Genomic DNA, 21,257 nt, shown 5'->3' with positions numbered 1-21,257 from the left:
GCCCGGCCTTCCGGTTCGCGGGGAGGGTGGGGCCGTCCCCGCCCGCCCGGGGGCAGCGGCGCGGGCGGGGACGGCGGTCGGGGGGCGGCCCGGTCAGTCGCCCTCGGGGCGGGCGCGCCGGGTCGCGCCGCGCGGCAGGTCGTACTTGGCCGGAGTGACGCCGGCCAGGTGCTTGGCCGGTTCGCCGGTGTTCTCCAGCACGTCCAGGGCCGCGATGTCGGGGTGGTGCAGGTCGAAGGCCGGGGACTCGGAGCGGATCCTCGGCAGGGTGACGAAGTTGTGCCGCGGCGGCGGGCAGGAGGTCGCCCACTCCAGCGAGCGCCCGTAGCCCCACGGGTCGTCCGCCTCGACGCGCTCCCCGTACTTGGCGGTCTTCCAGACGTTGTAGAGGAACGGCAGGATCGACAGGCCGAGCAGGAAGGAGCCGAGGGTGGAGACGGTGTTGAGCGTGGTGAAGCCGTCGGTGGAGAGGTAGTCCGCGTAGCGGCGGGGCATGCCCTCGGCGCCGAGCCAGTGCTGGACGAGGAAGGTGGCGTGGAAGCCGATGGTGAGGGTCCAGAAGGTGATCCGGCCGAGGCGTTCGTCGAGCATCCTGCCGGTCATCTTGGGCCACCAGAAGTGGAAGCCGGCGAACATCGCGTACACCACGGTGCCGAACAGCGTGTAGTGGAAGTGGGCGACGACGAAGTACGAGTCGGAGACGTGGAAGTCGATCGGCGGGGCGGCGAGCAGCACCCCGGTCAGGCCGCCGAACAGGAAGGTGACCAGGAAGCCGACCGTCCACAGCATCGGCGTCTCGAAGCTCAGCGAGCCCTTCCACATGGTCCCGACCCAGTTGAAGAACTTCACCCCGGTCGGGACGGCGATCAGGAAGGTCATGAAGGAGAAGAACGGCAGCAGCACCTGCCCGGTGACGTACATGTGGTGCGCCCACACCGTCACCGACAGGCCCGCGATGGCGACGGTGGCGGCGATCAGGCCCGCGTAGCCGAACATCGGCTTGCGGCTGAAGACCGGGATGACCTCGGAGACGATGCCGAAGAAGGGCAGCGCCAGGATGTACACCTCGGGGTGGCCGAAGAACCAGAAGAGGTGCTGCCAGAGCATCGCCCCGCCGTTGGCGGGGTCGAAGACGTGCGCGCCGAACTTGCGGTCCGCCTCCAGGGCGAGCAGCGCGGCGGCGAGCACCGGGAAGACCAGCAGCACCAGCAGCGAGGTGAGCAGCACGTTCCAGCAGAAGATGGACATCCGGAACATCGTCATGCCGGGGGCCCGCATGCAGATGATCGTGGTGATGAAGTTGACGGCGCCGAAGATGCTGCCGAAGCCGGAGAGCGTCACGCCCATGATCCACATGTCGGCGCCGACACCCGGCGAGTGCACGGCGTCGGACAGCGGCGCGTAGAGGAACCAGCCGAAGTCCGCGGCGCCCTGCGGGGTGGCGAAGCCGGCCGCGGCGATCAGCGAGCCGAACACGAACAGCCAGAAGGACAGCATGTTCAGCCGGGGGAAGGCGACGTCCGGGGCGCCGATCTGCAGCGGCATGATCCAGTTGGCGAAGCCGGTGAACAGCGGCATCGCGAAGAGCAGCAGCATCACCGAACCGTGCATGGTGAAGGCCTGGTTGAACTGTTCGTTGGAGAGGATCTGGGTGCCCGGGCGGGCGAGTTCGGCGCGCATCACCAGCGCCAGGACGCCGCCGATCAGGAAGAACGCGAACGCCGACACCAGGTACATGGAGCCGATCGTCTTGTGGTCGGTGGTGGTCAGCAGCCTGACCACCGCCGAGCCGGGCCGTTTCGGCCGGACTCCCGTCGACGGTACGGCGGTTGACGGTGGCATGGGGTCGCCCTGTGCCTGGGTGGCGCTCAAGGACGCACTCCTTCGGAACCTCGTGCGAATGGGTGGCGATCCATGATCGGAACGCACCGGCCCGGCGCCCCAGGGCCGTTCGGCCCGCGCACCCGGGGCCGCTCGACCCGCGTTCCGGCCCCCGGACCGGGACCTCCGGTGGCCCCGGCCACTGCCCCGGGCCCCTCGGAGGCCGCTCGCCCCGGCGACGAGCCCCGCTGGAGAACCGCCGGAGCCGACCCGGCACCCGCACCCCCGGAACGCCCGCCGCACCGGCCGGCGCCCGCCCCCGGCCGGCCGCCGCGCACCGGGCCCGCCGCCCGCCCGCGCCCCTCCCCAGCTGCCCGGACACCGCCCGGCCGGGCACCGGGCGCCCCCGGCCGCACCGCCGCCCGGGCGCCCGGCCCGTGTGGGCCCGGTGTGGGAACCCCGCCGATTCCGTGCCCTACAGCTCGGGTCGGCCGTCCCGTAGCCTGCGCCCACGCCGCACCACCACCGGTCACGCCCCCGCACGCCCCCGCCCACGCCCCCGGAGGTACGCCGATGCCCCTGGCCCAGCCCGCCGCCCCCGCCCGGGTCCGCTTCACCGTGCTCGGCCCGCTGACCGGCACCGCGGACGGCCGCCCGCTCGCCCTCGGGCCGCTCAAGCAGCGGCTGGTGCTGGCCGTCCTGCTGACCCGGGCCAACACCGCCGTCCCCGTCGACCTGCTCACCGACGCGCTCTGGCCCGAGGAGCCGCCGCGCACCGCCCGCAAGAACCTCCAGGTGTACGTCTGCGCCCTGCGCACCCTGCTCGGACGCGGCGCGGAGCCCGACCGGCTGGTCCACACCGCGGGCGGCTACCAGCTGCGCGTCGCCGAACCCGAGCTCGACCTCCTGCAGTTCCGCGCCCTCGCCCGGGCCGGCCGGGCCGCCGCCGACGGCGGCGCGCTCGCCCCCGCCGCCCGGCTGCTGCGCCAGGCCCTGGACCTGTGGCAGGGGCCGCCGCTCGCCGACCTGCGCTGCTCGCCCGCCGTCGAGGCCGAGGCCGACCGACTGGAGGGCCGCTGCCTCGGCGTCCACGAGGACTGGGCGGAGGCCGAGCTGGAACTCGGCAACGCCATCGCCGTGGCCGAGGAGCTCGCCGAACTCGCCGACCGCCACCCGCTGCGCGAACGCCTCCAGGCCGCCCGGATGAACGCCCTGCACCGGTCCGGCCGGCAGGCCGAGGCGCTCGCCGTCTACGACACCCACCGCCAGCTGCTCGCCCGCGAGTTGGGCCTGGAGCCGAGCGCCGCACTGACCGCCCGCTACCGCCGGCTGCTCGCCCACGGGCCGGCCCGGCCCGGCGCCGACCGCCCGGCCCGGCCCACCGGCTCCGGCGGCGCCCTGCTGCCCGCCGACACCGCCGACTTCACCGGGAGATCCGCCGAACTGCGCGACCTGATCGACGAGTCGGGCGGGAGCGGGCGTGTCACGGTGCTCTCCGGACCGGCCGGCATCGGCAAGACCGCGCTCGCCGTCCACGCCGGCCACCTGCTCGCCGAACGCTTCCCGGACGGCCGGCTGCTGGTGCGGCTGCGCACCGAGGACGGCTCCCCGCGCCCGCTCGCCGATCTCCTCGCCGAACTCGCCTCCCTCACCGGCCGGTCGGGCCCGTTCCCGGCCGATCCCGGCCAGGCCGCCGCGCTCTGGCGCGCCTCCCTGGCCGGGCGCCGGATGCTGCTGATCCTCGACGACGCCCCCGGCGAGGCCCTGGTCCGCGAACTGCTGCCCGGCCACGGCCCCAGTGCCGTCCTCGTCACCTCCCGCAGCCAGCTCGCCGGGCTGGCCTCGGTGCACCGGGTCACCGTCCCGCCCTTCGCCCCCGGCGAGGCCCTCGACCTGCTCGGCCGCATCGTCGGCACCGGCCGGATCGGCACCGACCGGGCCGCCGCCGCCCGCGTCGTCGAGGCCTGCGGGCTGCTGCCGCTCGCCGTCCGGGTCGCCGGGACCCGCCTGGCGGTGCTGCGCCACCTCCCGCTCGCCGAGTTCGCGGCCCGGCTCGCCGACCCGGCCGGCGCCCTGGACGAACTCGTCGCCGGGGACGTCACCGTCCGCGCCCGCCTCGACTCCGGCTGGCGCGACCTCGGCGGTCAGGGCCGCCTCGCCCTCGCCCGCCTCGCCGCCCTCCCGCTCGCCCTGCTGTTCACCCTCCCGGAGGCCGCCGCCGCCCTCGGCCGCCCCGAGCGGCTCGCGCTGCGCACCCTGGAGGCGCTCACCGACACCGGAGCCGTCACCTGCCCGACCGCCGAGGTCACCGCCCACGCCGCCCTGTACGCGCTGCCCCGGCTCACCCATCTGCACGCCCGGGAGCACGCGGGCGTGCCGGCCGACGGCCTGGGCTGAGCCCCGGCGGGCGAGGGCGGGCCTCCCCGGTCGGGGAGGCTCAGCCCAGCGTCAGCGCGTCCAGCGGGTCCCCGCCCTCCAGCGCCCACAGGGCCAGCAGCACCCCCGCGGCGCCGGTGTGCAGGTCCGCCGAGAAGCGCCGCAGCCGCATCCCCGGGACGAGCAGCCCCTCCGGCCGCGCCACCAGGTGCCACTGGAGCTTGCGGACCTGTCCGAGCACGTCCTCCCGCGCCGCCGGACCGCCCAGCCGGTCCAGGGCCAGCAGCAGCCCGGCCCGGCCCCGGAACAGCCCCGGCTCGCGGACGAACCCGGGCGCGCACACCCGCCGCACGTCCGCCAGGAAGCCGTCGAACCCGCCGTCCCCCGCCGCCCGGTACTCCCGGGCGACGAGGGCGATGCCGCTGCTCCCCCGGTCCAGGTAGGCCAGCCGCCGCCCCCGGTCGAGGACCTGCACCGACCCGTCCGGCACCCGGACGCACCGGGCCACCGCCCGGGCCAGCGCCTCCCGCCCGGAGGCCAGCAGCCACTCCTCGCCGGTGCGCCGGTACAGCCGCAGCTGCACCAGCGCGATGCCCGCCAGCCCGTACAGCAGACCGGCCGGCAGCGGGTCGGCCGCGGTCTCCGCGTGCAGCGCCGCGTCCAGGGCGCGCGCGTCCCGGAGCGCGTCGGCGAGCCCCGCCCCGTCGCCCAGGGCGTCGGCGAGCCGCAACCGGGCCAGGGCCGCGCCGGCCCGGCCGCCGTACAGGGCGACGGTGGGCGCGGGCCGGGCGCGGCGGGCCCGCTCGGCCAGCTCGGCCGCAGCCTCCTCGCGTCCGACCCGGGCCAGCACCGCGGCGACCCCGAGCGGGCCGTCGTACAGCCCGCCCGCCCCGGGCCGCGGGCCCCGCCGCCGCATCGCGGCGACCAGCCAGTCCGCGTACTCCTGCGGGTGGCCCGCCCCGGTGCGGTGCAGCGCGTGGAGCACGCCGGCCGCGCCGTGCGCCACCCCGGTGCCGCCGTCGGCGAAGCCGGCCGGATCCCCCGGGAACAACCGGTCGAAGCGGTCGGGGGTGGCCCCGGCGTGGATCCCGGCGACCAGCTCGCCGCGCACCCGGGCGAGATCGGGGCCGTCCGCCGCCGCGGGCCCGCGGGCGTGTTCGCAGCGTCCCGCGCGGTCCGCGACGTCGCCGACACGCCCGAGCAGCTCCCGCCCGCGGCGTTCCGTCACCGACTCCACCCGGGTGGCCGTGCCCGGCCGGGGAGGCCCCGCCTCCGGGCCGAGCCCGAACCACGCCCGGGCCCGCCGCTCCAGCGCGGCCAGCTTCCCGGCGTCGCGCTCGGCCAGTTCCATCACGGGCATCAGCAGCATCAGCCAGGTCGCCCAGAGCATGTACCGGTCGGCCGCGGCCCCGTCGAGCCCGGGCGGGGGCTGGATCCCGCCGGCGCCGGCCACCGGCACCCGGCGGCCGGCCAGCTCGTCCGCGTACTCGAAGTCGACGAGCACCACCGAGCCGTCCGGCCGGACGATCACGTTGGCCGGGTGCAGGTCCCCGAACCGCACGCCCCGGGCGTGCAGCGCCGCGAGCGCCCCGCCCAGCCCGGCGACGACCTCCTCGACCCAGGCCGCGTACCCGGCGCGCTGCTCGGCGGTGCAGTCCTGGTGCACCAGCGGGTAGCGCCGGATCGCCTCCGCGAACAGCTGGACGCCCTCGACGTGCTCCTGCACCAGGAAGGTGTGCTCCCAGACCGTCCGGACCTCGCGCAGCCGGGGCACGCAGTCCAGGCCGTCCAGCCGCTCCAGGGCCCACTGCTCGCGCCGCAGCCGGGTGACGGCGTCGTCCCCGGCGGCGTCCAGCCCGGCGTACGGGCGGGCCTCGCGCAGCACCACCCGCTCCCCGGTGGTCCGGTGCTCCCCGAGGTAGATCCCGCCGGCGTTGGAGAACTGCAGCACCTCGACGATCCGGTACGGCAGCTCGCCGCCGGCGGCCTCGCGGGCGGCCAGGTGCGGGCGCAGCTCCGCCGGGGGCTCGACCCAGTCCGGCAGCCGGAACACCGGCTCGCGGCGGTCCGGGACGAGTCGGCCGGAGGGGTCGCGCAGCGCGGGCACCGCCCGTCCGGCCCCGTCCTGGCACCAGAGTTCGACGAAGGCGCCGTAGCGCGCGTACACCGGGGCCGGGCCGATCCGCAGGTCGGTGAGCACGTACGGCCCCTGCCGGCCGGCCAGGGCCTCGGCCAACTCCCGGGCCAGCGCCAGGAACTGGCGCTCCGAGCCGGGGTAGACGGTGACGAACTTGCCGCTGCTCCCGCGCCCCGCGTACTTGCCGTTGGCCACCCGCAGGGCGTCGTCGCTGCGCAGGAACTTGAACGTCACCCGGTGCGCCGTGCAGATCCGGGCCACGGTGGCCAGCGTCTGCTCGGCCTCCTCGGGCACGGTCGAGACGTGGAGCTTCCAGCCCTGTTCGGGCGGGCGCACGCCGTCCGGGCGCAGGGCCGTCCACAGCCCGCGCTGCTCGCGCCGCCACCCGGCGGGCGGTGCGCCGAGCCCGAGGGCGTAGCGGGTGGAGCGGTCGCGCAGCCGGCCCGGGGTGTCGTAGTACGTCGGGTCGGCGAGGCAGTACAGCTGGGTCTCCTGGGCGCCGGCCATGGCGGGCCTCCTCTTCCGGTCGCTGGACGGCTGGTACCGGGCGCGCCCACGGGCCCCGGGGGTTCAGGGGGTCAGACGGCGGGCAGCAGGGCCGGCCCGCGGCGGACCGGCGGCGCCCAGGTCACCACGGCCGCGCAGAGCGCGATGGCGAGGGCCAGCAGCGCGAAGGTCCGGGTGCCGCCGAAGGCCCCGAGCAGGGCGCCGCCCACCAGCGGGCCGAACGGCTGGACCAGCGTGGAGAGGAAGCCGGCCGCGCTCTGCACCCGGCCGATCCGGTCCGGCGGCGCGGCGAGCAGCATCCCGGACACGAAGCCGATGCTGGCCACCGTGGACAGGCACATGCACACCGCGCAGAGCAGCCCGATCAGCACCGGCTCCCGGGTGAGCACGAGCACCCCGGCGGTGACGGCGGCCGCCCAGCAGCTCAGCGCCACCAGGCTGCCGTCGCGCGCGCCGTGGGCGCCGCCCGGCCACCAGGCCGGGGGTGCGTCCAGCCGCGGGGCGAGCAGCGCGCCTGCCAGCGCCCCGGCCGCGGTGAAGGAGACCACGGTGCCGCCGCCGACTCCGGAGCGTCCGCCGTCCGAGGCAACGGCCAGGGTGGTGAACATCAGCGCGCTGAACGCGAAGTTCATCCCGAGGCCGAAGATCAGCAGCAGGGTGCGCAGATAGGGCTGGTGCCAGATGAAGGACAGCCCGGCGGTCAGCTCGGAGCGGCTGAACACCGCCCCGGCCCGGGAGGCGGGCACCGACCTCGTCCGCATCAGCGCCACGCAGACCGTGGAGAGCAGCAGCCCGACGCCCTCGGCGACGAACGGCAGCACCGGGTGCCAGGCGAACAGCGCCCCGCCGCCGAGCGGACCGATCAGCCGGGCCGCGGCGCCGCGCGCCTGCATCCGGGAGGAGGCGGCGCGGACCTGGTCGCGAGGCACCACCGCGCGCAGCAGGCCGCCGGCGGCGGGCCCGTAGGTGCTGGCGATGAGCGCCCCGGCGGCGGCGACCAGCAGGACCAGCGGCAGTGGGGTGCGCCCGTTCAGGACGGCGAGCACCAGCGCGGTGACGGCGAGCAGGCTCCCGACGTCGCAGACCCGCATCAGCTGGCGCCGCTCGATCCGGTCGGCGAGCACGCCGCCGGGCAGCATGGTGAGCAGCAGCGCGCCCACCGACACGGTGCCGATCGCACCGGCCTGGGCGGGCGAGCCGGTGTCCCGCAGGACGAGCAGCGGCAGGGCGATCGAGGCGAGTTGGGAGCCGAGCGAGGCCAGCAGGCCGCCGACCCAGAGCAGCCGGAAGTCCCGGTTGCGGGAGAGCGAGGTGGGCTCCATGGCCGTCCTCCGGGGTGGGGGGTGGAATCGGGCCGGGGCGGTCCCGTGCCGACGGGACCGCCCCGGGGGCCTGCGGTCCGGCGTGCCGGCCGGGGGCGGTGGTGCGCCCGCCCCCGTGCCGGGACCGCCGGCCTGCCGCGCCTCAGGCGCCGGAGGTCTCGGCGGAGTTGACGTAGCTGATCAGGCTGAAGCAGTTGCCGTCGGCCGCGTCCTGGAGGACCTTCATCGCCTGCAGGTCCAGGATGTTGGCGGCGTGCGCCTCGACCTCGGGGGTCTCCTCGCCGTCCTCGCCGACGATCGGGTCGATGTTCTCGGCCATGGCTGAACTCCTCTCACTGGGTGGATCGGTAGGGGTGCAGCGGGTGGTGGTCCGCCGTGGTGAGGACGTTAGGCCGGCCCGGCTGCGCGGGGCCCGGGAACCGGTACGGCACCGGTATGGCCGCAGGCCGGGGCGGCCGCCGGCGCGTCCGGGGCGGCCGGCCGGCCCGGCCGGGGGGCCCGCGGACCCGCTCCGAGCTGCGGCCATACCGCCGGCCAGGCGCCCTCGAACCGGGCCCGAAGCCCGGCCGGGGAGCCTGGCCCGGCACACCCGCACGCCCGGATCCGACAGCACTCCCGGGTCCGACGGCACGCCCACGGCCCGGCGACGTCCACCCCGACGACACGCCCGGATCCGACAGCACTCCCGCACCGCGAGGGACCAGGGCTTGTCTGACAATTCGCGGCGCGGCGGGAATTGTCAGACGAGCCCTAGCGAAGGACTGCCACCATGCCCTGCCCACAATGCGCCCAACTCGCCGGCACGAACGATCAGTTCTGCCCCTCCTGCGGCACCTCCCGGGCCGCCGCCCTCGACCTGGCCGCCGAGGAGCGCAAACTGGTCACGGTGGTCTTCTGCGACCTGGTCGACTCCACCGCGCTGTCCGGCGCGCTCGACCCGGAGACGCTGCGCGAGGTGATCCTGCGCTACTTCGAGCGGATGCACCGCCAGATCGAGGCGCACGGCGGCACATTGGAGAAGTTCATCGGGGACGCGGTGATGGCGGTCTTCGGCGTCCCGGTGATCCGCGAGGACGACGCCCACCGGGCGCTGGCGGCCGCCCTGGCCATGCTGGAGGACCTCGAGGACCTCAACACCGAGCTGGACGCCACCCTCGGGGTCCGTCTGGACGTCCGGATCGGCGTCAACACCGGCCAGGTGGTGGCGGGTTCGGACGCCTCGGCGCGCCAGGCACTGATCTCCGGCGAGACGGTGAACATCGCCGCCCGGCTGCAGACCCAGGCCGCGCCCGGCCAGGTGCTGATCGGCCCGCAGACCCTGCGCGCGGCCGGCCCGGCCGCCCAGGTGCACGAGGTGGGCCCGCTGCGGCTCAAGGGCAAGGCCGAGCCGGTCACCGCCTACCGCCTCGTCGGGCTGGACGAGGACGACCCGGAGCTGCTGCGCCGCTTCGACGTCCCGCTGGTCGGCCGGGAGCGCGAACTGGCTCTGCTGGACGCCGCGTTCGCACGGGTGGCGGGCGGTCGGGGCGCCGAGCTGCTGCTGGTGGTCGGCGAGGCCGGGATCGGCAAGACCCGGCTGGTGCGCGAGTGGCAGGAGCGGGTGGGCCGGCGTGCCGCCCGCTGCGGCACCGGGCGCTGCCGCAGTTACGGCGAGCAGGGCGTGCTGACCCCGCTGGCCGAGGCCGTCCGGGCCCTGCTGGACGACGGCGCCGGAGCCGCCGCGCCCGCCGAGGCGCTGGCCCGGCTGGAGGACGCGGTGGCCCCGGAGGTGGGCGCGGCCGAGTCCCTGGACCGGCTGGCGGCGATCCTGCGCGGGCGCACCGTCGAACGCCCGGCCGTCCTGGTCCTGGACGACTGCCAGTGGGCCGGTCCGGTGCTGCTGGACGCCGCCGAGCGGCTGGTCGCCGCCCTCGGCGCGGCCCCGGTGCTGCTGCTGTGCCTGGCCCGTCCGGAGCTGCCCGCCTCCCGCCCGGAGCTGCCGGCCCTGCCGGTCGGCGGTCTGTCCTGGGACGAGTCGGCTCTGCTGGCCGCCCAGCTGACCGAGCTGAGCGCCCACCAGGACACCGTGCCCGGCCGGCTGCTGGAGCGGGCCGAGGGCAACCCGCTGCACCTGGAGGAGCTGCTGGCCGCCCTCACCGAGGCGGACGGCCCTGCCCTCGCCGAGGAGCTGCCGCCCACCGGACGGGCACTGCTCAGCGCGCGGATCGACGACCTCGAACGGGACGAGCGCACCACGCTGGACCTCGCCGCCGTGCTCGGCCGGGCCTTCCGCGCCGCCGAACTCGCCGGGCTCGCCCACGGCGGCGCCGACCAGGACGCCTTCGCCGATCCGGAGGACGACGTCTTCACCGGCCCGCTCGACGGCCTGCCCGGCCTGGCCGGCGGCAGCGGCGACGACACCCCGCCGCGGCTGCACGCCGCGCTGCAGCGGTTGGCCGAGCGCCGCCTGGTCGAACCGGCGGGCGACGGCTACCGGTTCAGCAGCGGTCTGGTCCAGGAGTCGGTGTACCAGTCGATGTCCAAGCGCGCCCGCGCCGAGCGCCACGAGCGGGCCGCCGACCTGCCCGCCGTCCGCACCGCCGGGGGCGCCGCCGTCGGCGACCACCTGGAGCGGGCCCACCGCTACCGGCTCGAACTCGGCCTGCTGGACGCCCGGACGGACGCCCTGCGCACCCGCGCGGCGGCCACCCTCGGCGCCGCCGGCGCCCTGGCCCTGGAGCACGCCGACCTGCCCGCCGCCACCGACCTGCTGGAGCGCGCCGTCCGGCTGCACTACCCCAACGAGCGCGGCGCCGGCCCCGTCCTGCGCCGCCTCGGCGAGGCCCGGCTGGCCCTCGGCCGGGCCGAGGAGGCCCTGCCCGTGCTGGCGCAGGTCCGGGACGCGGCCGCCGACCCGCTGGACGCCGCGCACGCCCGGCTCGCCCTCGCCACCCGCGGCCTGCCGCCCGGCCCGGAGCAACCCGCGGCCACCGCCCGCGCGGTGCTGCCGCTGTTCGCCGGCGCCGGGGACGACCTCGGCCAGGCCCGGGCCCGGCTGCGGCTGGCCGAGGAGCACCTGCTGGCCGGCCGGCACACCGAGGCCGACCGGCTGCTCGACGAGGCCCTCGGCCACGTCTCCCGCACCGACGCCGAGCTGGACCGGGCCGCGGTGCTGGCCGCGCTGGCCGCCTCGCTGCTGGCCGGCCCCGAGCCCGTCCCGAACGCCACCTTCCGGCTGCGCGCCCTGCTCGCCGAGCACGGCGCCGGCCGGCGGACGGTCCGGGTCGCGCTGGACGGCCCGCTGGCGGTGCTGCTCGCGCTGCGGGACCGCCCCGGCGAGGCCGAGCTGCTGCTCGCCGAGGCCAACGGCCTGGCCGGCGAGCTGTCGCTGGCCGACGCGATGATCTCGCTGCCGGCTCTGACGGCCCAGGCCGCGGCGGCCACCGGCCAGACCGGGCAGGCCCTGGAGCTGCTCGCCGACGCCGCCGAGGTGGCCCGCCGGCTCGGCTCGGCCGCCCCGCTGCCACGGCTCGCCCTCACCACCGCCCGGGTCCTGCTGGACACCGACCGCCCCGGTCAGGCCGCCCGGCACCTGGAGGGCGTCGACGCGACGGCCGCGCCGGCGCCGGTGCTGGCGATCGAACTGGACGCGCTGCGCGGCCGGGTCGCCGCCGCCGCGGGCGAGGCCGGCCCGGCGCTGGAGCTCACCGCGGCCGCCGCGGCCGCCGCCGAGCGCACCGAGTCGCTGCTGCTGCAGGCGCTCACCGCGCTGGACCGCGCCCACGCGCTGCTGCTGCTCGACCGGCCGGCCGAGGCCGCCGCGGCGGCGGCCACCGCCCGGGACCGCTTCGCCGCCAAGGGGCACCTGCCGGGCGTGCGGCGGGCCGAACGGATCGGGGGCGCCCGGTGAACGGCCCGGCCGGCCTCACCTGGAGCCTGCGCGGGCGGTCCGCCGCCGACCTCCCGGTGCTCGCCGACGGCGACGACACCGGGGAGGGCGGCACCCGGGAGGGCGGCACCGGCAAGGGGGTGCGGGTCTGCGTGGTGGACTCCGGGGTCGAACCGGACCACCCGCTGGTCGGCCCGCTGAACGGGTCCTGGGCGGTGCTCAAGGATCCGGTCACCCGGGAGCTGGTGGTCCGCCCCGACGCCGCCGGCGACACCTGCGGCCACGGCACCGCCTGCGCGGGCATCATCCGCCGCACCGCCCCGGACTGCGAGCTGTACAGCGTCCGGGTGCTCGGCGAGCGCTTCACCGGCACCGGAGACATGCTGATCGCCGGGCTGCGCTGGGCCGTCGGGCAGGGCTTCGACGTCGTGAACCTCAGCCTCTCCACCACCCGGACCCGTTTCCTGGAGGAGCTGCACGCGATCGCCGACGACGCCTTCTTCGCCCGCACCGCGATCGTCGCCTCCGCGCACAACACGCAGGTGGAGAGCTATCCGTGGCGCTTCTCCTCGGTCATCTCGGTCGGCAGCCACCAGGAGGACGACCCGGCCCTGCACCTGTACAACCCGGCGCCGCCCGTCGAGTTCTTCGCCCCGGGCCAGAACGTCCGGGTGCCCTGGCTCGGCGGGGCGACCATCCGCACCACCGGCAACAGCTTCGCTACCCCCTACGTCGCCGGGCTGTGCGCCCGCATCCTGTCCGGCCGGCCGAGGCTGACGACCTTCCAGCTGAAGAGCGCGCTCTACCTCACCGCGGCCAACGTCCAGGTCGGCCCCCGCCCGTCCACCCCCCTCACGGAGGCGCCCGATGACCCTCAGCACTGACCCCGCCGTCGACCCGCTGGCCCGCGAGCTGCTGCAGTCCGTGGTGGACGTGGCCCGGGCGATCTTCGGCGCCGAGGCCGGTTCGGTCTGCCTGCTCGACGAGGCCGCCGGCGAGCTGGTCTTCCAGGCCGTCTCGGGGCGCGGGGAGGAGGCCCTGGTGGGCCGGCGCTTCCCGGCCGGACGCGGGATCGCCGGCTGGGTCGCGGCCTCCGGCGAGCCGATGGTGGTCGACGACCTGGGCGCCAACCGCACCTTCGACCGGGACTTCGCCGAGTCCACCGCCTACGTGCCGAACGCGCTGATGGCGGCGCCGCTGACGCACGGCAGCAGGGTGCTGGGCGTGCTGGAGGTGCTCGACCCGGCCCCGCAGGCCCGGGCCAGCCTGCCCGAACTGGACCTGCTCGCGCTGTTCGCCCGGCAGGCCGCCGCCGCGCTGCGGGTGATCGCCGAGCGGGCCCCCGCCCCGGCGGCCAGCCCCGACCGCGCCGCCGCCCTCGGCCTGCTCGCCGATCTGGAGGAGCTGCTGCGCCGGCAGCCGTGAACCGGCCGCCCGGACGCCGTCGGAGCGTCAGTCCCGCACGGTCAGCCGGGCGACCTCGCCGCGCTCCAGGGCCGCGTACACCGTGCCGTCCGGTCCGACGGCGATCCCGTGCGGTTCGGCGTCCGGGCCGGGCAGCGGGTGGCCGTCGAGCCGGCCGTCGGGGGCGAGCACGCCGATCCGGCCGGCGGCCCACTCGGTGAACCAGAGGCGGCCGTCCGGGCCGCAGGCGATCGCGTGCGGCCGGGCCGCCCGGTCGGCCAGCGGGTACTCGGTGACCTCGCCTTCGACGGTGATCCGGCCGACCAGCCCGCCGCCGATGCCGACGTACCAGAGCGCGCCGTCCGCCCCCGCGGTGATCCCCACCGGCGCGGTGCCCGCGGTGGGCAGCGGGTGGACGGTGACGTCACCGGCGACGCCGATCCTGGCGACGGCGTCCGCCCGGTTGAGCGTGCACCACAGGGCGCCGTCCGGCCCGGCCGTGATCAGCGCCGGGAAGGCCCCGGTGAGCGGCAGCGGGTACGCCGTCAGCTCGCCGTCCACGGTGATCCGCCCGATCCGGTCGGCGTCGGGCTCGGTGAACCAGAGCGCCCCGTCGGGCCCGGCGGCGATCCCGTACGGCCCGGAGCCCTCCCCCGGCAGGGTGTGGGAGCGCGTCGTCCCGTCGACGGCGATCCGGCCGATCCGGCGGTCGCGCATCCGGGTGAACCAGAGCGCGCCGTCCGGGCCCGCCGTGATCACCGACGGGCCGCAGTCGGGTGCGCCGAGGTCGTGGCGCTCGACCGTGCCGTCCGCCGCCAGCCGGGCGATCCGCCCGGAGTGCACCAGCGTGCACCAGACGCCCCCGTCCGGCCCCACCGCGATCCCGTACGGTCCGGCCCCCGCATCGGCGACGCCGATCAGCTCCGTGGTCCGTGCCATGCCACCCCCTCCAAGTTATTGCGACTTTCGTCGCGTTATGAATCCTCGCACGCATCCGGGGGCCGCCACAAGCGACTTGCCCCCCCTCGCGCCGCCGCCCGCTACTGACCGCCCGCCGAACGGCGGGCCGTGCGCGGCCCCGGCACCCCGCGCAGCACCGAGACGACACCCACGCCCGCGGCGCAGATCGGCACCGCGAGCAGCGCTCCGAGGATGCCCGCGATACCGGAGCCCGCCACCACGGCGACCATGATGGTGGCCGGGTGCAGCTCCACCGTGCGGCTCTGGATGAGCGGCTGGAGGACGTTCCCCTCGATCAGCTGGACCGCCAGCACCACGCCGAGCGCCCACAGCGCGGTGCCCAGCCCGCCGTCGGCGAGGGCCACCAGCACGGCCACCGCCCCGGACAGGAAGGCCCCGACGAAGGGGATGTAGGCGCCCATGAACACCAGGGCGCCCAGCCCCGGAGCGCCCGGCACCCCGAGCGCCACCAGGCCGATGGTGATGAAGGTGGCGTCGATCAGCGCGATCAGCGTGGTGCCGCGCATGAAGCCCGCCATCGCGTCGAAGGCCCGCTCGGCGCAGGCGACCACGGTCCCGGCGCCGCGCTCGGGCAGGTAGGAGCGGATGGCCTCACCGGTGCGGTGGCCGTCCCGCAGGAAGAAGAACACCAGGGCGAGCGCCAGCACCCCGCCGGTGGCGAGCTGGGTGAGCAGGCCGAGCCCGGAGAGCACGCCGCTGGTGAGGGCGGAGAGCAGCGAGTTGGTCTCGCCCTTGGCGTTGTCGAGCGCGCGCTGGACCTTCGCTCCGGACGGCCCCAGCCAGTCGGCGATCCGGCGCCCGGACTCCTGCAGCGAGTCGGCGATCTGCGGGGCGCTGTGCACCAGGGAGTTGACCAGCAGGGCGATCACGCCGCCGACGAACGCGACCAGCACCGCACAGGTCAGCCCGGCGGCCAGGCCCCGGCCGACGCCCCGCCGGACCAGCCACGGCACCACCGGGTAGAGCAGCGAGGCTCCGAGCAGCGCCACCACGACGGGCACGGTCGCCGCCCGCAGCTCGACCAGGGCGAAGACCACCAGCGAGGCCACGGCGATCAGCAGGATCACCGCCGCCGACCAGGCCGCCGCCTGCCGCAGCACGGGCGGCAGCATCAGGTACGGCCGGCGCGGGTCCGGCCGGCCGTCCGGGGCCCGGCGCCTGTCCTGACCCTGGCGCTGGTCCTGGTCCTTGCCCCGGTCCCGGTCCCGGTCCCGGTCCGGTACACCGTCTGACGGGCGCTCCACGGACACCGCCACCTCCGCCGGGGATCGTCGATGAGTCCGAACCGCCCCATCTCAGCAGATGATCAGATGGAATGGCGGTTTTGTCCCCCTGGCGCGCCCCCGACCTCCGGAGCCCCGGACGCACGGAAACGCCCGGGCGGCCCGGCCGGGGATCCGGCCGGGCCGCTCGGGCCTGTCTTCCGACCCGCGTCACGGGGCGGTACCGCCGCGTCGGCGGTCAGTTCATGAAGGTCACGTCCCAGTGGCTGCCCTCGTTGGCGTAGATGTTGCCCGAGGCGGCGGTCCACAGGTCGGCGCCGTCACCGCGGGTGCCGCTGTGGGTGAAGGTGCCGTGGATGTAGTTGGTGAGGCAGCCGGACATGCCGAAGTCCAGCTTGTAGCCGTTGCCGTGGCTGTAGGTGCCGCTGGCGTGGCCGGTCTCGGTGCCGCCGGTGATGTTCAGCGGGCAGCTGCCGATCGAGCGCTTGAGCGCGATGGCGCCGTCCGCCGAGGCGCGGCGCAGCCCGTCGAAGGAGGTGCAGCTGCTGCTGCCGCGGTCGGAGCAGTTGCCCGAGGAGGACCAGGTGATCCCGGCGGACGAGAGCATCGAGGCCGCCTGCGACTGGGTGAGGGTGGTGCCGCTGCCGCCGCCGCCACCGGTGCTGCCGCCGCCGGAGAGCAGGGCGCCCCAGGTCGCCGGGCCGACGATGCCGTCGATCGGGTTGAGGCCCGCGGACTGCTGGAAGCCCCGCACCTTCGAGTCGGTGCCGGCGCCGAAGTCGCCGTCCACGGCCAGCCCGGCGCCGTGGGCGTTCAGCTGGACCTGGAGCGCCTTGACGGCGTCGCCCTTGTCGCCCTTGCGGACGGTGACGATCAGCTTGGACCAGGTGTCGGGGCCGACGACGCCGTCCACCGGGCTGAGCCCGGCGGACTGCTGGAAGCCCTTGACCTTGTCCTCGGTGCCGGCGCCGAAGGCACCGTCGGCGCCGGTGGCGAAGCCGTGGGCGGCCAGCAGGTACTGGACGGTGGTGACGTTGTCGCCGCGGTCACCGTTGCGGACGGTGGGCCAGCTCGCGGCCTGCGCGGCGGGCGCGACCAGCAGGGCCGCGAGAATCGCGGCGAACATCGCGGCGACCACGGCCGGGATGCGCTTCATGACGGTTCCTCACTGGGTGTGACGGAGGGGGAGGGAGGGCGGAGCCGTGGGCGGCGCGGCGGCGGGGCCGCCACCGCGCCGGGCCCGGGGGGCGCCTGTCAGGTCGGCAGGTAGTTCCAGCACTTCTCGGCCTGGTCGTGCTCGTTGTGGACGAGGACCTCCAGGATCACGCGGCCGGTGTTGTGGCCGACGATGCCGTCCACGTCGAGCGTGCCGCCCCACTTGTCGCGGTTGGTCGCCTGGAACTTCCGCACCGCGTCCTCGGTGCGCTTGCCCCAGATGCCGTCGGCCTGGAGGCCGGCGTGCACGTTGGAGGCGTTCATCGCCAGCTGGACGCACCAGACGCCCGTCCCGGTGTCGCCGTAGGCGATGTCGCCGGCGGTCGAGTTGGCGCTCGCCGTACCGGCCAGCGCGACGAGGGCCATACCGGCGGAGGCCACCACCACGGCGGCGCGTTTGACGGTCGAGGACATGAGCATGGACGGCTCCTGGAGTGGACTGCGGGGGCCGGGACCGGCCGCCGCCGAACGACACTAGGAGGCCCCGCGGGCGTCCCTCGAGCCCTCGCCGTCCCAGGGACGCCGCCCGCGTCCGGGCTGGGACGGTCCCGCGCCGCGGCGGGCTCCGGCAGGCGGCCGGCGGCGTCCGTCCCGCCCGCCGTCCCCCGGCGTCCCGGGACGCCGCCGGGGCGCCGGGCGGCCGTCCCCGGGACGCGGAGCGCTACCGCTCCCCGTCCACCGGCTCGAAGCGGACCGTCCCGCCGCCGCCCGCGAAGTCCAGCACCCGCTGCGCCTCGGCCCGCGCCGCCTGCTCGTCGGCGGGCCGCAGCGCCGTGAACGGCCGGACGGCCACCTCCTGCCCGCCCGTCAGCCGCCAGGTCCCGGCGACCAGCCCGTCGACCAGCAGGGTGCCGAGCACGATCCCGTTCTGCGTCATCACCCGGCCCCGGTACTCCTCCGGCAGCACCCGGGTGCGGTCGGCGTGCGAGAGCAGCAGGTTGTCGAAGGGGGCGAGCAGCCGCACCGGCGCCGGGGTCTCCGGATCGGGCCGGGGCGCCTCCGGCAGGTCGTGGAGCACCCGGCCGTGCTCGTCGCGGAAGGCGACCAGCCGGGACGCCAGCCGGGTGAGCACCGGGCCGAGCCGGCTGAGACCGGACCACTTCTGCAGGTCGGCCGCGGTGGCCGGGCCGAAGGCGGCGAGGTAGCGCAGGACCAGGTCGTCGAGGGCCGGTGCCCGCTCCAGCGGGCGGCCGAGCCAGGCCTCGGCGGTGGTGTGGGCGGCGGGGCCGCTGCGGTCCCAGATCCCGCGCGGCGGGACCTGGACGAGCGGCAGCAGGCAGCGGGCGGCCTGGGCGAGGGCGGCCGGGTCGCGGTCCGGGCGGGTGGCGGCGAGCAGCGCGCCGAGCTGCTGGAAGGTCCGCGGTTCCGCCTCGACCAGGGCGCGGGCCTCGGCCCCGAGGGCGTCCAGGTCGAGCCCGGCCAGCCGGGCGCCGTAGGTGGAGCGCAGGGCCCGGTCGAGGACGGGCTGGAGCAGCGGTCGCAGCGTCAGGCAGTCCTCGGCGGTGACCAGGTGGATGGTGCCGCGCTGGAGCGCGATCCGCACCGCGGCACGCTGTTCCAGCAGCGCGGTGAGCCGCTCGGGGGTGAAGCCGTCGATCCGGCTGAGCAGGCCGAGGTAGGGCGGCTGCGGCACCGCCTGGGCCTGGAGCCCGCCGAGGTGGTGGATCAGTTCGGCGGGTTCCCGGCCGGTGCGGGCGAGCAGGTGCTGACGGGCCAGCAGGGCGCGGCCCAGCTGCCGGCCGGTCAGCACGTTCACCGGCGGCCGTCCAGGACGGCGCGCAGCACGTCGATCCGGTTGGTGGTGATGGAGGAGACCCCGCAGTCGCGCAGCCGGCGCATGGTGCGGCGCAGGTCGGCCGTCCAGCTGGAGACCTCCAGCCCGGCGTCCGCCGCGGCCGCGGTGAAGGCGGGGGTGACCAGGCCGAACGGCGGGTTGAGGTAGCGCGGGCGCAGGTCGTCGAGCAGGGCCCGGGCGGGCATCCGGGGCTGCTTCCAGGTGAGCGCGATCTCGGCGTCCGGGCTCAGCGCGCGGACGGCGAGCATCGCGGTGGCCGGCCCGCAGAAGGCGACCTGCCGTTCGGCGCCGAGCCCGGCGACGACGGACCAGGTGGCGGCGGCGGGGCCGGGGTCGTCGAGGTCGAGCAGGAGCCGGCGGCCCTCGTGGGCGGCGAGGGCCTTGATCGTCTCGGCGAGGGTGGGGACGGCGAGCGGGCCGCGGCGCAGTTCCTCGAGCTGCTCGGCGGTGACCCGGTCGATCGACCGCGGGTCGCCCCAGAGGCGTTCCAGGGTGCGGTCGTGCAGCAGGACGGGCACCCGGTCCCGGGTGAGCTGGACGTCGACCTCGACGGCGTCGGCCCCGGCGGCGAGGGCGGCCTCGACCGAGGCGAGGGTGTTCTCGCGGTGGCGGTACGGGGCGCCGCGGTGGGCCACCGCGAGGACCGGTCGGCGGGCGTCCGGGGCCTGTTCGCGGCCGGCTGCGGGCCGGGCGGCCGCGGCCGCGGCCCGGGCGGGGAGGGCGGCGCGCTGGGTGGTCGGCGGGTGCGGGTGGGTCATCCCGGGCGGGGCCTCTCGTGCGGATCGGTGGGGGCGGGGTCGGTCGCCGGGCTCAGCGCCGTTCGATCATCACGTTGGTGGACTTGATGACGGCTGTGGCGGGTGCGCCGGGGACGAGGTTCAGTTCCTCGGCCGACTCCCGGCTGATCAGCGACACCACCCGGAACGGGCCCGCCTGGACCTCCACCTGGGCGGCGACGTCGCCGAGCACCACGTCGGTGACGATCCCGGGGAAGCGGTTGCGGGCCGAGGACGGCCGGCCCTCGGCCTCGGCGTTCTCGGGCCGGGCCAGCTCGCGGGCGAAGGCGGCGAGGTCGGCGCCGGGGATGATCCGGTGGCCGTGCTCGTCCCGCTGGGCCGCGACCCGCCCGGCGTCCACCCAGCGCCGCATGGTGTCGGCGCTGACGCCGAGCAGCGCCGCGGCCTCGCCGATCCGGTACGGGTTGACCGGCGCCTCGGGCTGGCCCATGTGCGACTCCTGACGCTGACTCCGGAGGGACGGGCCCGGCGTGCGCCGAACCCTCGCCGACATCCTGCCGTACGGCGTGCCGGGCCCGCGAAGCGGCGCCCCCCGGAGGGCCGCGGCGGGGGTCGTCGGTCGGACGAGCCCTACGGTTCGCCGAAGAGGTCCCGGCGGACGGCGTCCCCGGCGGTGAGCACGGCGCCGGCGAGGATCGCCCCGCCGCCCGCCGTACCGGCCCGGACCTCGGTGCGCAGCGGGGAGAGCCCGGCCAGCCGCCGTTCGACCCGGTCGGCCAGCTCGGCGCCGCCGGCCCGGCCGATCTCGCCGCCGAGCACCACGCAGCCCGGGTCGAGGACGACGCAGACGCTGGCCGCGCCGATGGCGATCCGCTCGGCCAGGGCGTCCAGGAACGGCCCGCCGGGCTCGCCGGGGCCGAGCGCGGCCAGGGCGGCGCGGACGGCGGCCTCGCCGGCGGGGGCGTTCCCGTCGGGCGCGGCGGGCAGGCCGTGGGCGCGGGCCAGCTCGCAGACGGCGACGCTGCCGACCAGCCCGTGGTAGCCGCCCTCGCTGCTGTCGGCGCTGGGCAGGCCGGTGGTGCCCGGGACGGGCAGGAAGCAGATCTCGCCGGTGCCGCCGGAGAAGCCGCGGCGCAGCCGCCCGTCCAGGATGACGGCGGCGCCGACGCTGTGGCCGAGCCACATCAGCACGAAGGTGTCGCGGTCGCGGGCGGCGCCGATCCGGTACTCGGCCCGGCCGGCGAGGTTGACCTCGTTCTCGAGGATCACCTCGGTGTCGGGCAGCCGTCTCAGTTCGGCGAGGAGTTCGGCGTGCCAGGCGGGGAGCTTGCCGGTGCTCTGCAGCCGCCCGGTGGCGGGGTCGACGAGTCCGGGGGCGCCGACGGCGACGGTGTGCAGCTGCTCGACCCCGGCGCCGCGCGCGGTCTCGCGCAGGGTGCGGACGAGCCGCTCGGCGGTGCCGGGCGCCGCGTCGTCCTCGACGGGGACCTCGGCGGTGGCGAGGGTGCGTCCGGCGAGGTCGGCGACGACCAGGGTGACGCCGCCGGCGCGCACGTCGAAGGCGGCGATGTGGGCGCGGGAGGCGACGAGGGCGTAGAGCCGCGCGTTCGGGCCCCGGCGCTGTTCGCCGCGTTCGCCGACGACGGCCACCAGGCCGGTCCGCTGGAGGCGGTCGAGCAGGTCGGCGACGGTCGGCCGGGAGAGGCCGGTGAGGTCGCGCAGCTCGGTCGCGGTGAGGGGGCCCTGTTCGAGGAGCAGGTTGAGCGCCAGCCGGTCGTTGATCGCCCGGGCGGTGCTCGGCGTGGCCGTACGCGCGGTGGTCATGGCAGCTCATCCTTCCAGAGTGTTTCTATCAGGGTCCCTTCCTGATA

Annotated in this window: 15 protein-coding genes and 2 pseudogenes; 4 read left to right on the top strand and 13 right to left on the bottom strand. The window is 76.7% G+C overall.

The features are described 5' to 3' along the window. Positions 1 to 93: 93 nt before the first annotated feature. Positions 94 to 1,842 (bottom strand): cytochrome c oxidase subunit I, encoded by a 1,749-nt coding sequence (gene ctaD, locus ACIA8Q_RS16770; RefSeq protein ID WP_396317392.1) that lies wholly within the window; start codon positions 1,840 to 1,842, stop codon positions 94 to 96. A gap of 552 nt (positions 1,843 to 2,394) precedes the next feature. On the opposite strand from ctaD, the gene ACIA8Q_RS16765 reads away from it, so the two are divergent. After that, positions 2,395 to 4,218 (top strand): BTAD domain-containing putative transcriptional regulator, encoded by a 1,824-nt coding sequence (locus ACIA8Q_RS16765; RefSeq protein ID WP_396317358.1) that lies wholly within the window; start codon positions 2,395 to 2,397, stop codon positions 4,216 to 4,218. 40 nt (positions 4,219 to 4,258) lie between these two features. Here the strand turns inward: ACIA8Q_RS16765 and lanKC are convergent, their stop codons facing one another. From lanKC to ACIA8Q_RS16750, 3 genes and pseudogenes are all read right to left on the bottom strand, one after another. Beyond that, complete coding sequence (lanKC, locus tag ACIA8Q_RS16760) at positions 4,259 to 6,841, bottom strand: class III lanthionine synthetase LanKC (protein WP_387905329.1); 2,583 nt, start codon at positions 6,839 to 6,841, stop codon at positions 4,259 to 4,261. After that, positions 6,823 to 8,163 (bottom strand): annotated as a pseudogene (locus ACIA8Q_RS16755) (MFS transporter); the annotation flags it as partial. The pseudogene ACIA8Q_RS16755 and the gene lanKC, both read right to left, overlap by 19 nt. Before the next feature lie 142 nt (positions 8,164 to 8,305). Next, entirely contained in the window at positions 8,306 to 8,482 is a 177-nt protein-coding gene (locus tag ACIA8Q_RS16750; RefSeq protein WP_360210346.1) for a hypothetical protein, read from the bottom strand. A 450-nt stretch (positions 8,483 to 8,932) separates the two neighbouring features. Here ACIA8Q_RS16750 and ACIA8Q_RS16745 point away from each other — a divergent pair, with 450 nt between their 5' ends. From ACIA8Q_RS16745 to ACIA8Q_RS16735, 3 genes are read left to right on the top strand one after another with little or no spacing between them, the layout of a single operon-like run. Beyond that, positions 8,933 to 12,052 carry an adenylate/guanylate cyclase domain-containing protein gene (locus ACIA8Q_RS16745; RefSeq protein WP_360210344.1) on the top strand — a complete coding sequence of 1,040 codons (3,120 nt, stop codon included), beginning with the start codon at positions 8,933 to 8,935 and terminating at the stop codon, positions 12,050 to 12,052. Continuing rightward, positions 12,049 to 12,915 (top strand): S8 family serine peptidase, encoded by an 867-nt coding sequence (locus ACIA8Q_RS16740; RefSeq protein ID WP_360210342.1) that lies wholly within the window; start codon positions 12,049 to 12,051, stop codon positions 12,913 to 12,915. Before ACIA8Q_RS16745 ends, ACIA8Q_RS16740 begins: the two co-directional genes overlap by 4 nt. Continuing rightward, positions 12,899 to 13,456, top strand: a complete 558-nt coding sequence (locus ACIA8Q_RS16735) for a GAF domain-containing protein (protein ID WP_396317357.1) — start codon at positions 12,899 to 12,901, stop codon at positions 13,454 to 13,456. Before ACIA8Q_RS16740 ends, ACIA8Q_RS16735 begins: the two co-directional genes overlap by 17 nt. Before the next feature lie 27 nt (positions 13,457 to 13,483). Here ACIA8Q_RS16735 and ACIA8Q_RS16730 read toward each other — a convergent pair whose 3' ends face one another. From ACIA8Q_RS16730 to ACIA8Q_RS16690, 9 genes and pseudogenes are all read right to left on the bottom strand, one after another. Beyond that, entirely contained in the window at positions 13,484 to 14,374 is an 891-nt protein-coding gene (locus tag ACIA8Q_RS16730) for a virginiamycin B lyase (RefSeq protein WP_396317356.1), read from the bottom strand. A gap of 101 nt (positions 14,375 to 14,475) precedes the next feature. Continuing rightward, complete coding sequence (locus ACIA8Q_RS16725; protein ID WP_396317355.1) at positions 14,476 to 15,660, bottom strand: AI-2E family transporter; 1,185 nt, start codon at positions 15,658 to 15,660, stop codon at positions 14,476 to 14,478. A 217-nt stretch (positions 15,661 to 15,877) separates the two neighbouring features. Next, positions 15,878 to 16,552, bottom strand: coding sequence for a peptidoglycan-binding protein (locus tag ACIA8Q_RS16720; RefSeq protein WP_387905429.1), 675 nt, complete (start codon positions 16,550 to 16,552; stop codon positions 15,878 to 15,880). Next, positions 16,526 to 16,765 (bottom strand): annotated as a pseudogene (locus ACIA8Q_RS16715) (peptidoglycan-binding protein); the annotation flags it as partial. The gene ACIA8Q_RS16720 and the pseudogene ACIA8Q_RS16715, both read right to left, overlap by 27 nt. Positions 16,766 to 16,893: 128 nt before the next feature. Further along, positions 16,894 to 17,274 carry a peptidoglycan-binding protein gene (locus ACIA8Q_RS16710; protein WP_387905338.1) on the bottom strand — a complete coding sequence of 127 codons (381 nt, stop codon included), beginning with the start codon at positions 17,272 to 17,274 and terminating at the stop codon, positions 16,894 to 16,896. 241 nt (positions 17,275 to 17,515) lie between these two features. Then, positions 17,516 to 18,610, bottom strand: coding sequence for a winged helix DNA-binding domain-containing protein (locus tag ACIA8Q_RS16705; RefSeq protein ID WP_396317354.1), 1,095 nt, complete (start codon positions 18,608 to 18,610; stop codon positions 17,516 to 17,518). Next, positions 18,607 to 19,407, bottom strand: a complete 801-nt coding sequence (locus ACIA8Q_RS16700; protein WP_360210331.1) for a glycerophosphodiester phosphodiesterase — start codon at positions 19,405 to 19,407, stop codon at positions 18,607 to 18,609. The genes ACIA8Q_RS16705 and ACIA8Q_RS16700 overlap by 4 nt, the downstream gene beginning before the upstream one ends. A 52-nt stretch (positions 19,408 to 19,459) precedes the next feature. Next, positions 19,460 to 19,876: a TOBE domain-containing protein gene (locus ACIA8Q_RS16695; protein ID WP_360210329.1), complete on the bottom strand. Its 417-nt coding sequence runs from the start codon at positions 19,874 to 19,876 to the stop codon at positions 19,460 to 19,462. Between the two features lie 140 nt (positions 19,877 to 20,016). After that, positions 20,017 to 21,210 carry an ROK family transcriptional regulator gene (locus ACIA8Q_RS16690; RefSeq protein WP_396317353.1) on the bottom strand — a complete coding sequence of 398 codons (1,194 nt, stop codon included), beginning with the start codon at positions 21,208 to 21,210 and terminating at the stop codon, positions 20,017 to 20,019. Between the last annotated feature and the right edge of the window lie 47 nt (positions 21,211 to 21,257).

Source organism: Kitasatospora sp. NPDC051705 (genome assembly GCF_044453265.1).
GTDB lineage: Bacteria > Actinomycetota > Actinomycetes > Streptomycetales > Streptomycetaceae > Kitasatospora.
This window is presented reverse-complemented; position numbering and strand designations above follow the sequence as displayed.

What these genes read in the sequence shown, in the direction of transcription:
- ACIA8Q_RS16750 (WP_360210346.1), bottom strand. Translation starts at nt 8,482, where the DNA reads ATGGCCGAGAACATCGACCCGATCGTCGGCGAGGACGGCGAGGAGACC.
- ACIA8Q_RS16730 (WP_396317356.1), bottom strand. Translation starts at nt 14,374, where the DNA reads ATGGCACGGACCACGGAGCTGATCGGCGTCGCCGATGCGGGGGCCGGA.
- ACIA8Q_RS16700 (WP_360210331.1), bottom strand. Translation starts at nt 19,407, where the DNA reads ATGACCCACCCGCACCCGCCGACCACCCAGCGCGCCGCCCTCCCCGCC.
- ACIA8Q_RS16710 (WP_387905338.1), bottom strand. Translation starts at nt 17,274, where the DNA reads ATGCTCATGTCCTCGACCGTCAAACGCGCCGCCGTGGTGGTGGCCTCC.
- ACIA8Q_RS16690 (WP_396317353.1), bottom strand. Translation starts at nt 21,210, where the DNA reads ATGACCACCGCGCGTACGGCCACGCCGAGCACCGCCCGGGCGATCAAC.
- ACIA8Q_RS16745 (WP_360210344.1), top strand. Translation starts at nt 8,933, where the DNA reads ATGCCCTGCCCACAATGCGCCCAACTCGCCGGCACGAACGATCAGTTC.
- ACIA8Q_RS16765 (WP_396317358.1), top strand. Translation starts at nt 2,395, where the DNA reads ATGCCCCTGGCCCAGCCCGCCGCCCCCGCCCGGGTCCGCTTCACCGTG.
- ctaD (WP_396317392.1), bottom strand. Translation starts at nt 1,842, where the DNA reads ATGCCACCGTCAACCGCCGTACCGTCGACGGGAGTCCGGCCGAAACGG.
- ACIA8Q_RS16695 (WP_360210329.1), bottom strand. Translation starts at nt 19,876, where the DNA reads ATGGGCCAGCCCGAGGCGCCGGTCAACCCGTACCGGATCGGCGAGGCC.
- ACIA8Q_RS16735 (WP_396317357.1), top strand. Translation starts at nt 12,899, where the DNA reads ATGACCCTCAGCACTGACCCCGCCGTCGACCCGCTGGCCCGCGAGCTG.
- lanKC (WP_387905329.1), bottom strand. Translation starts at nt 6,841, where the DNA reads ATGGCCGGCGCCCAGGAGACCCAGCTGTACTGCCTCGCCGACCCGACG.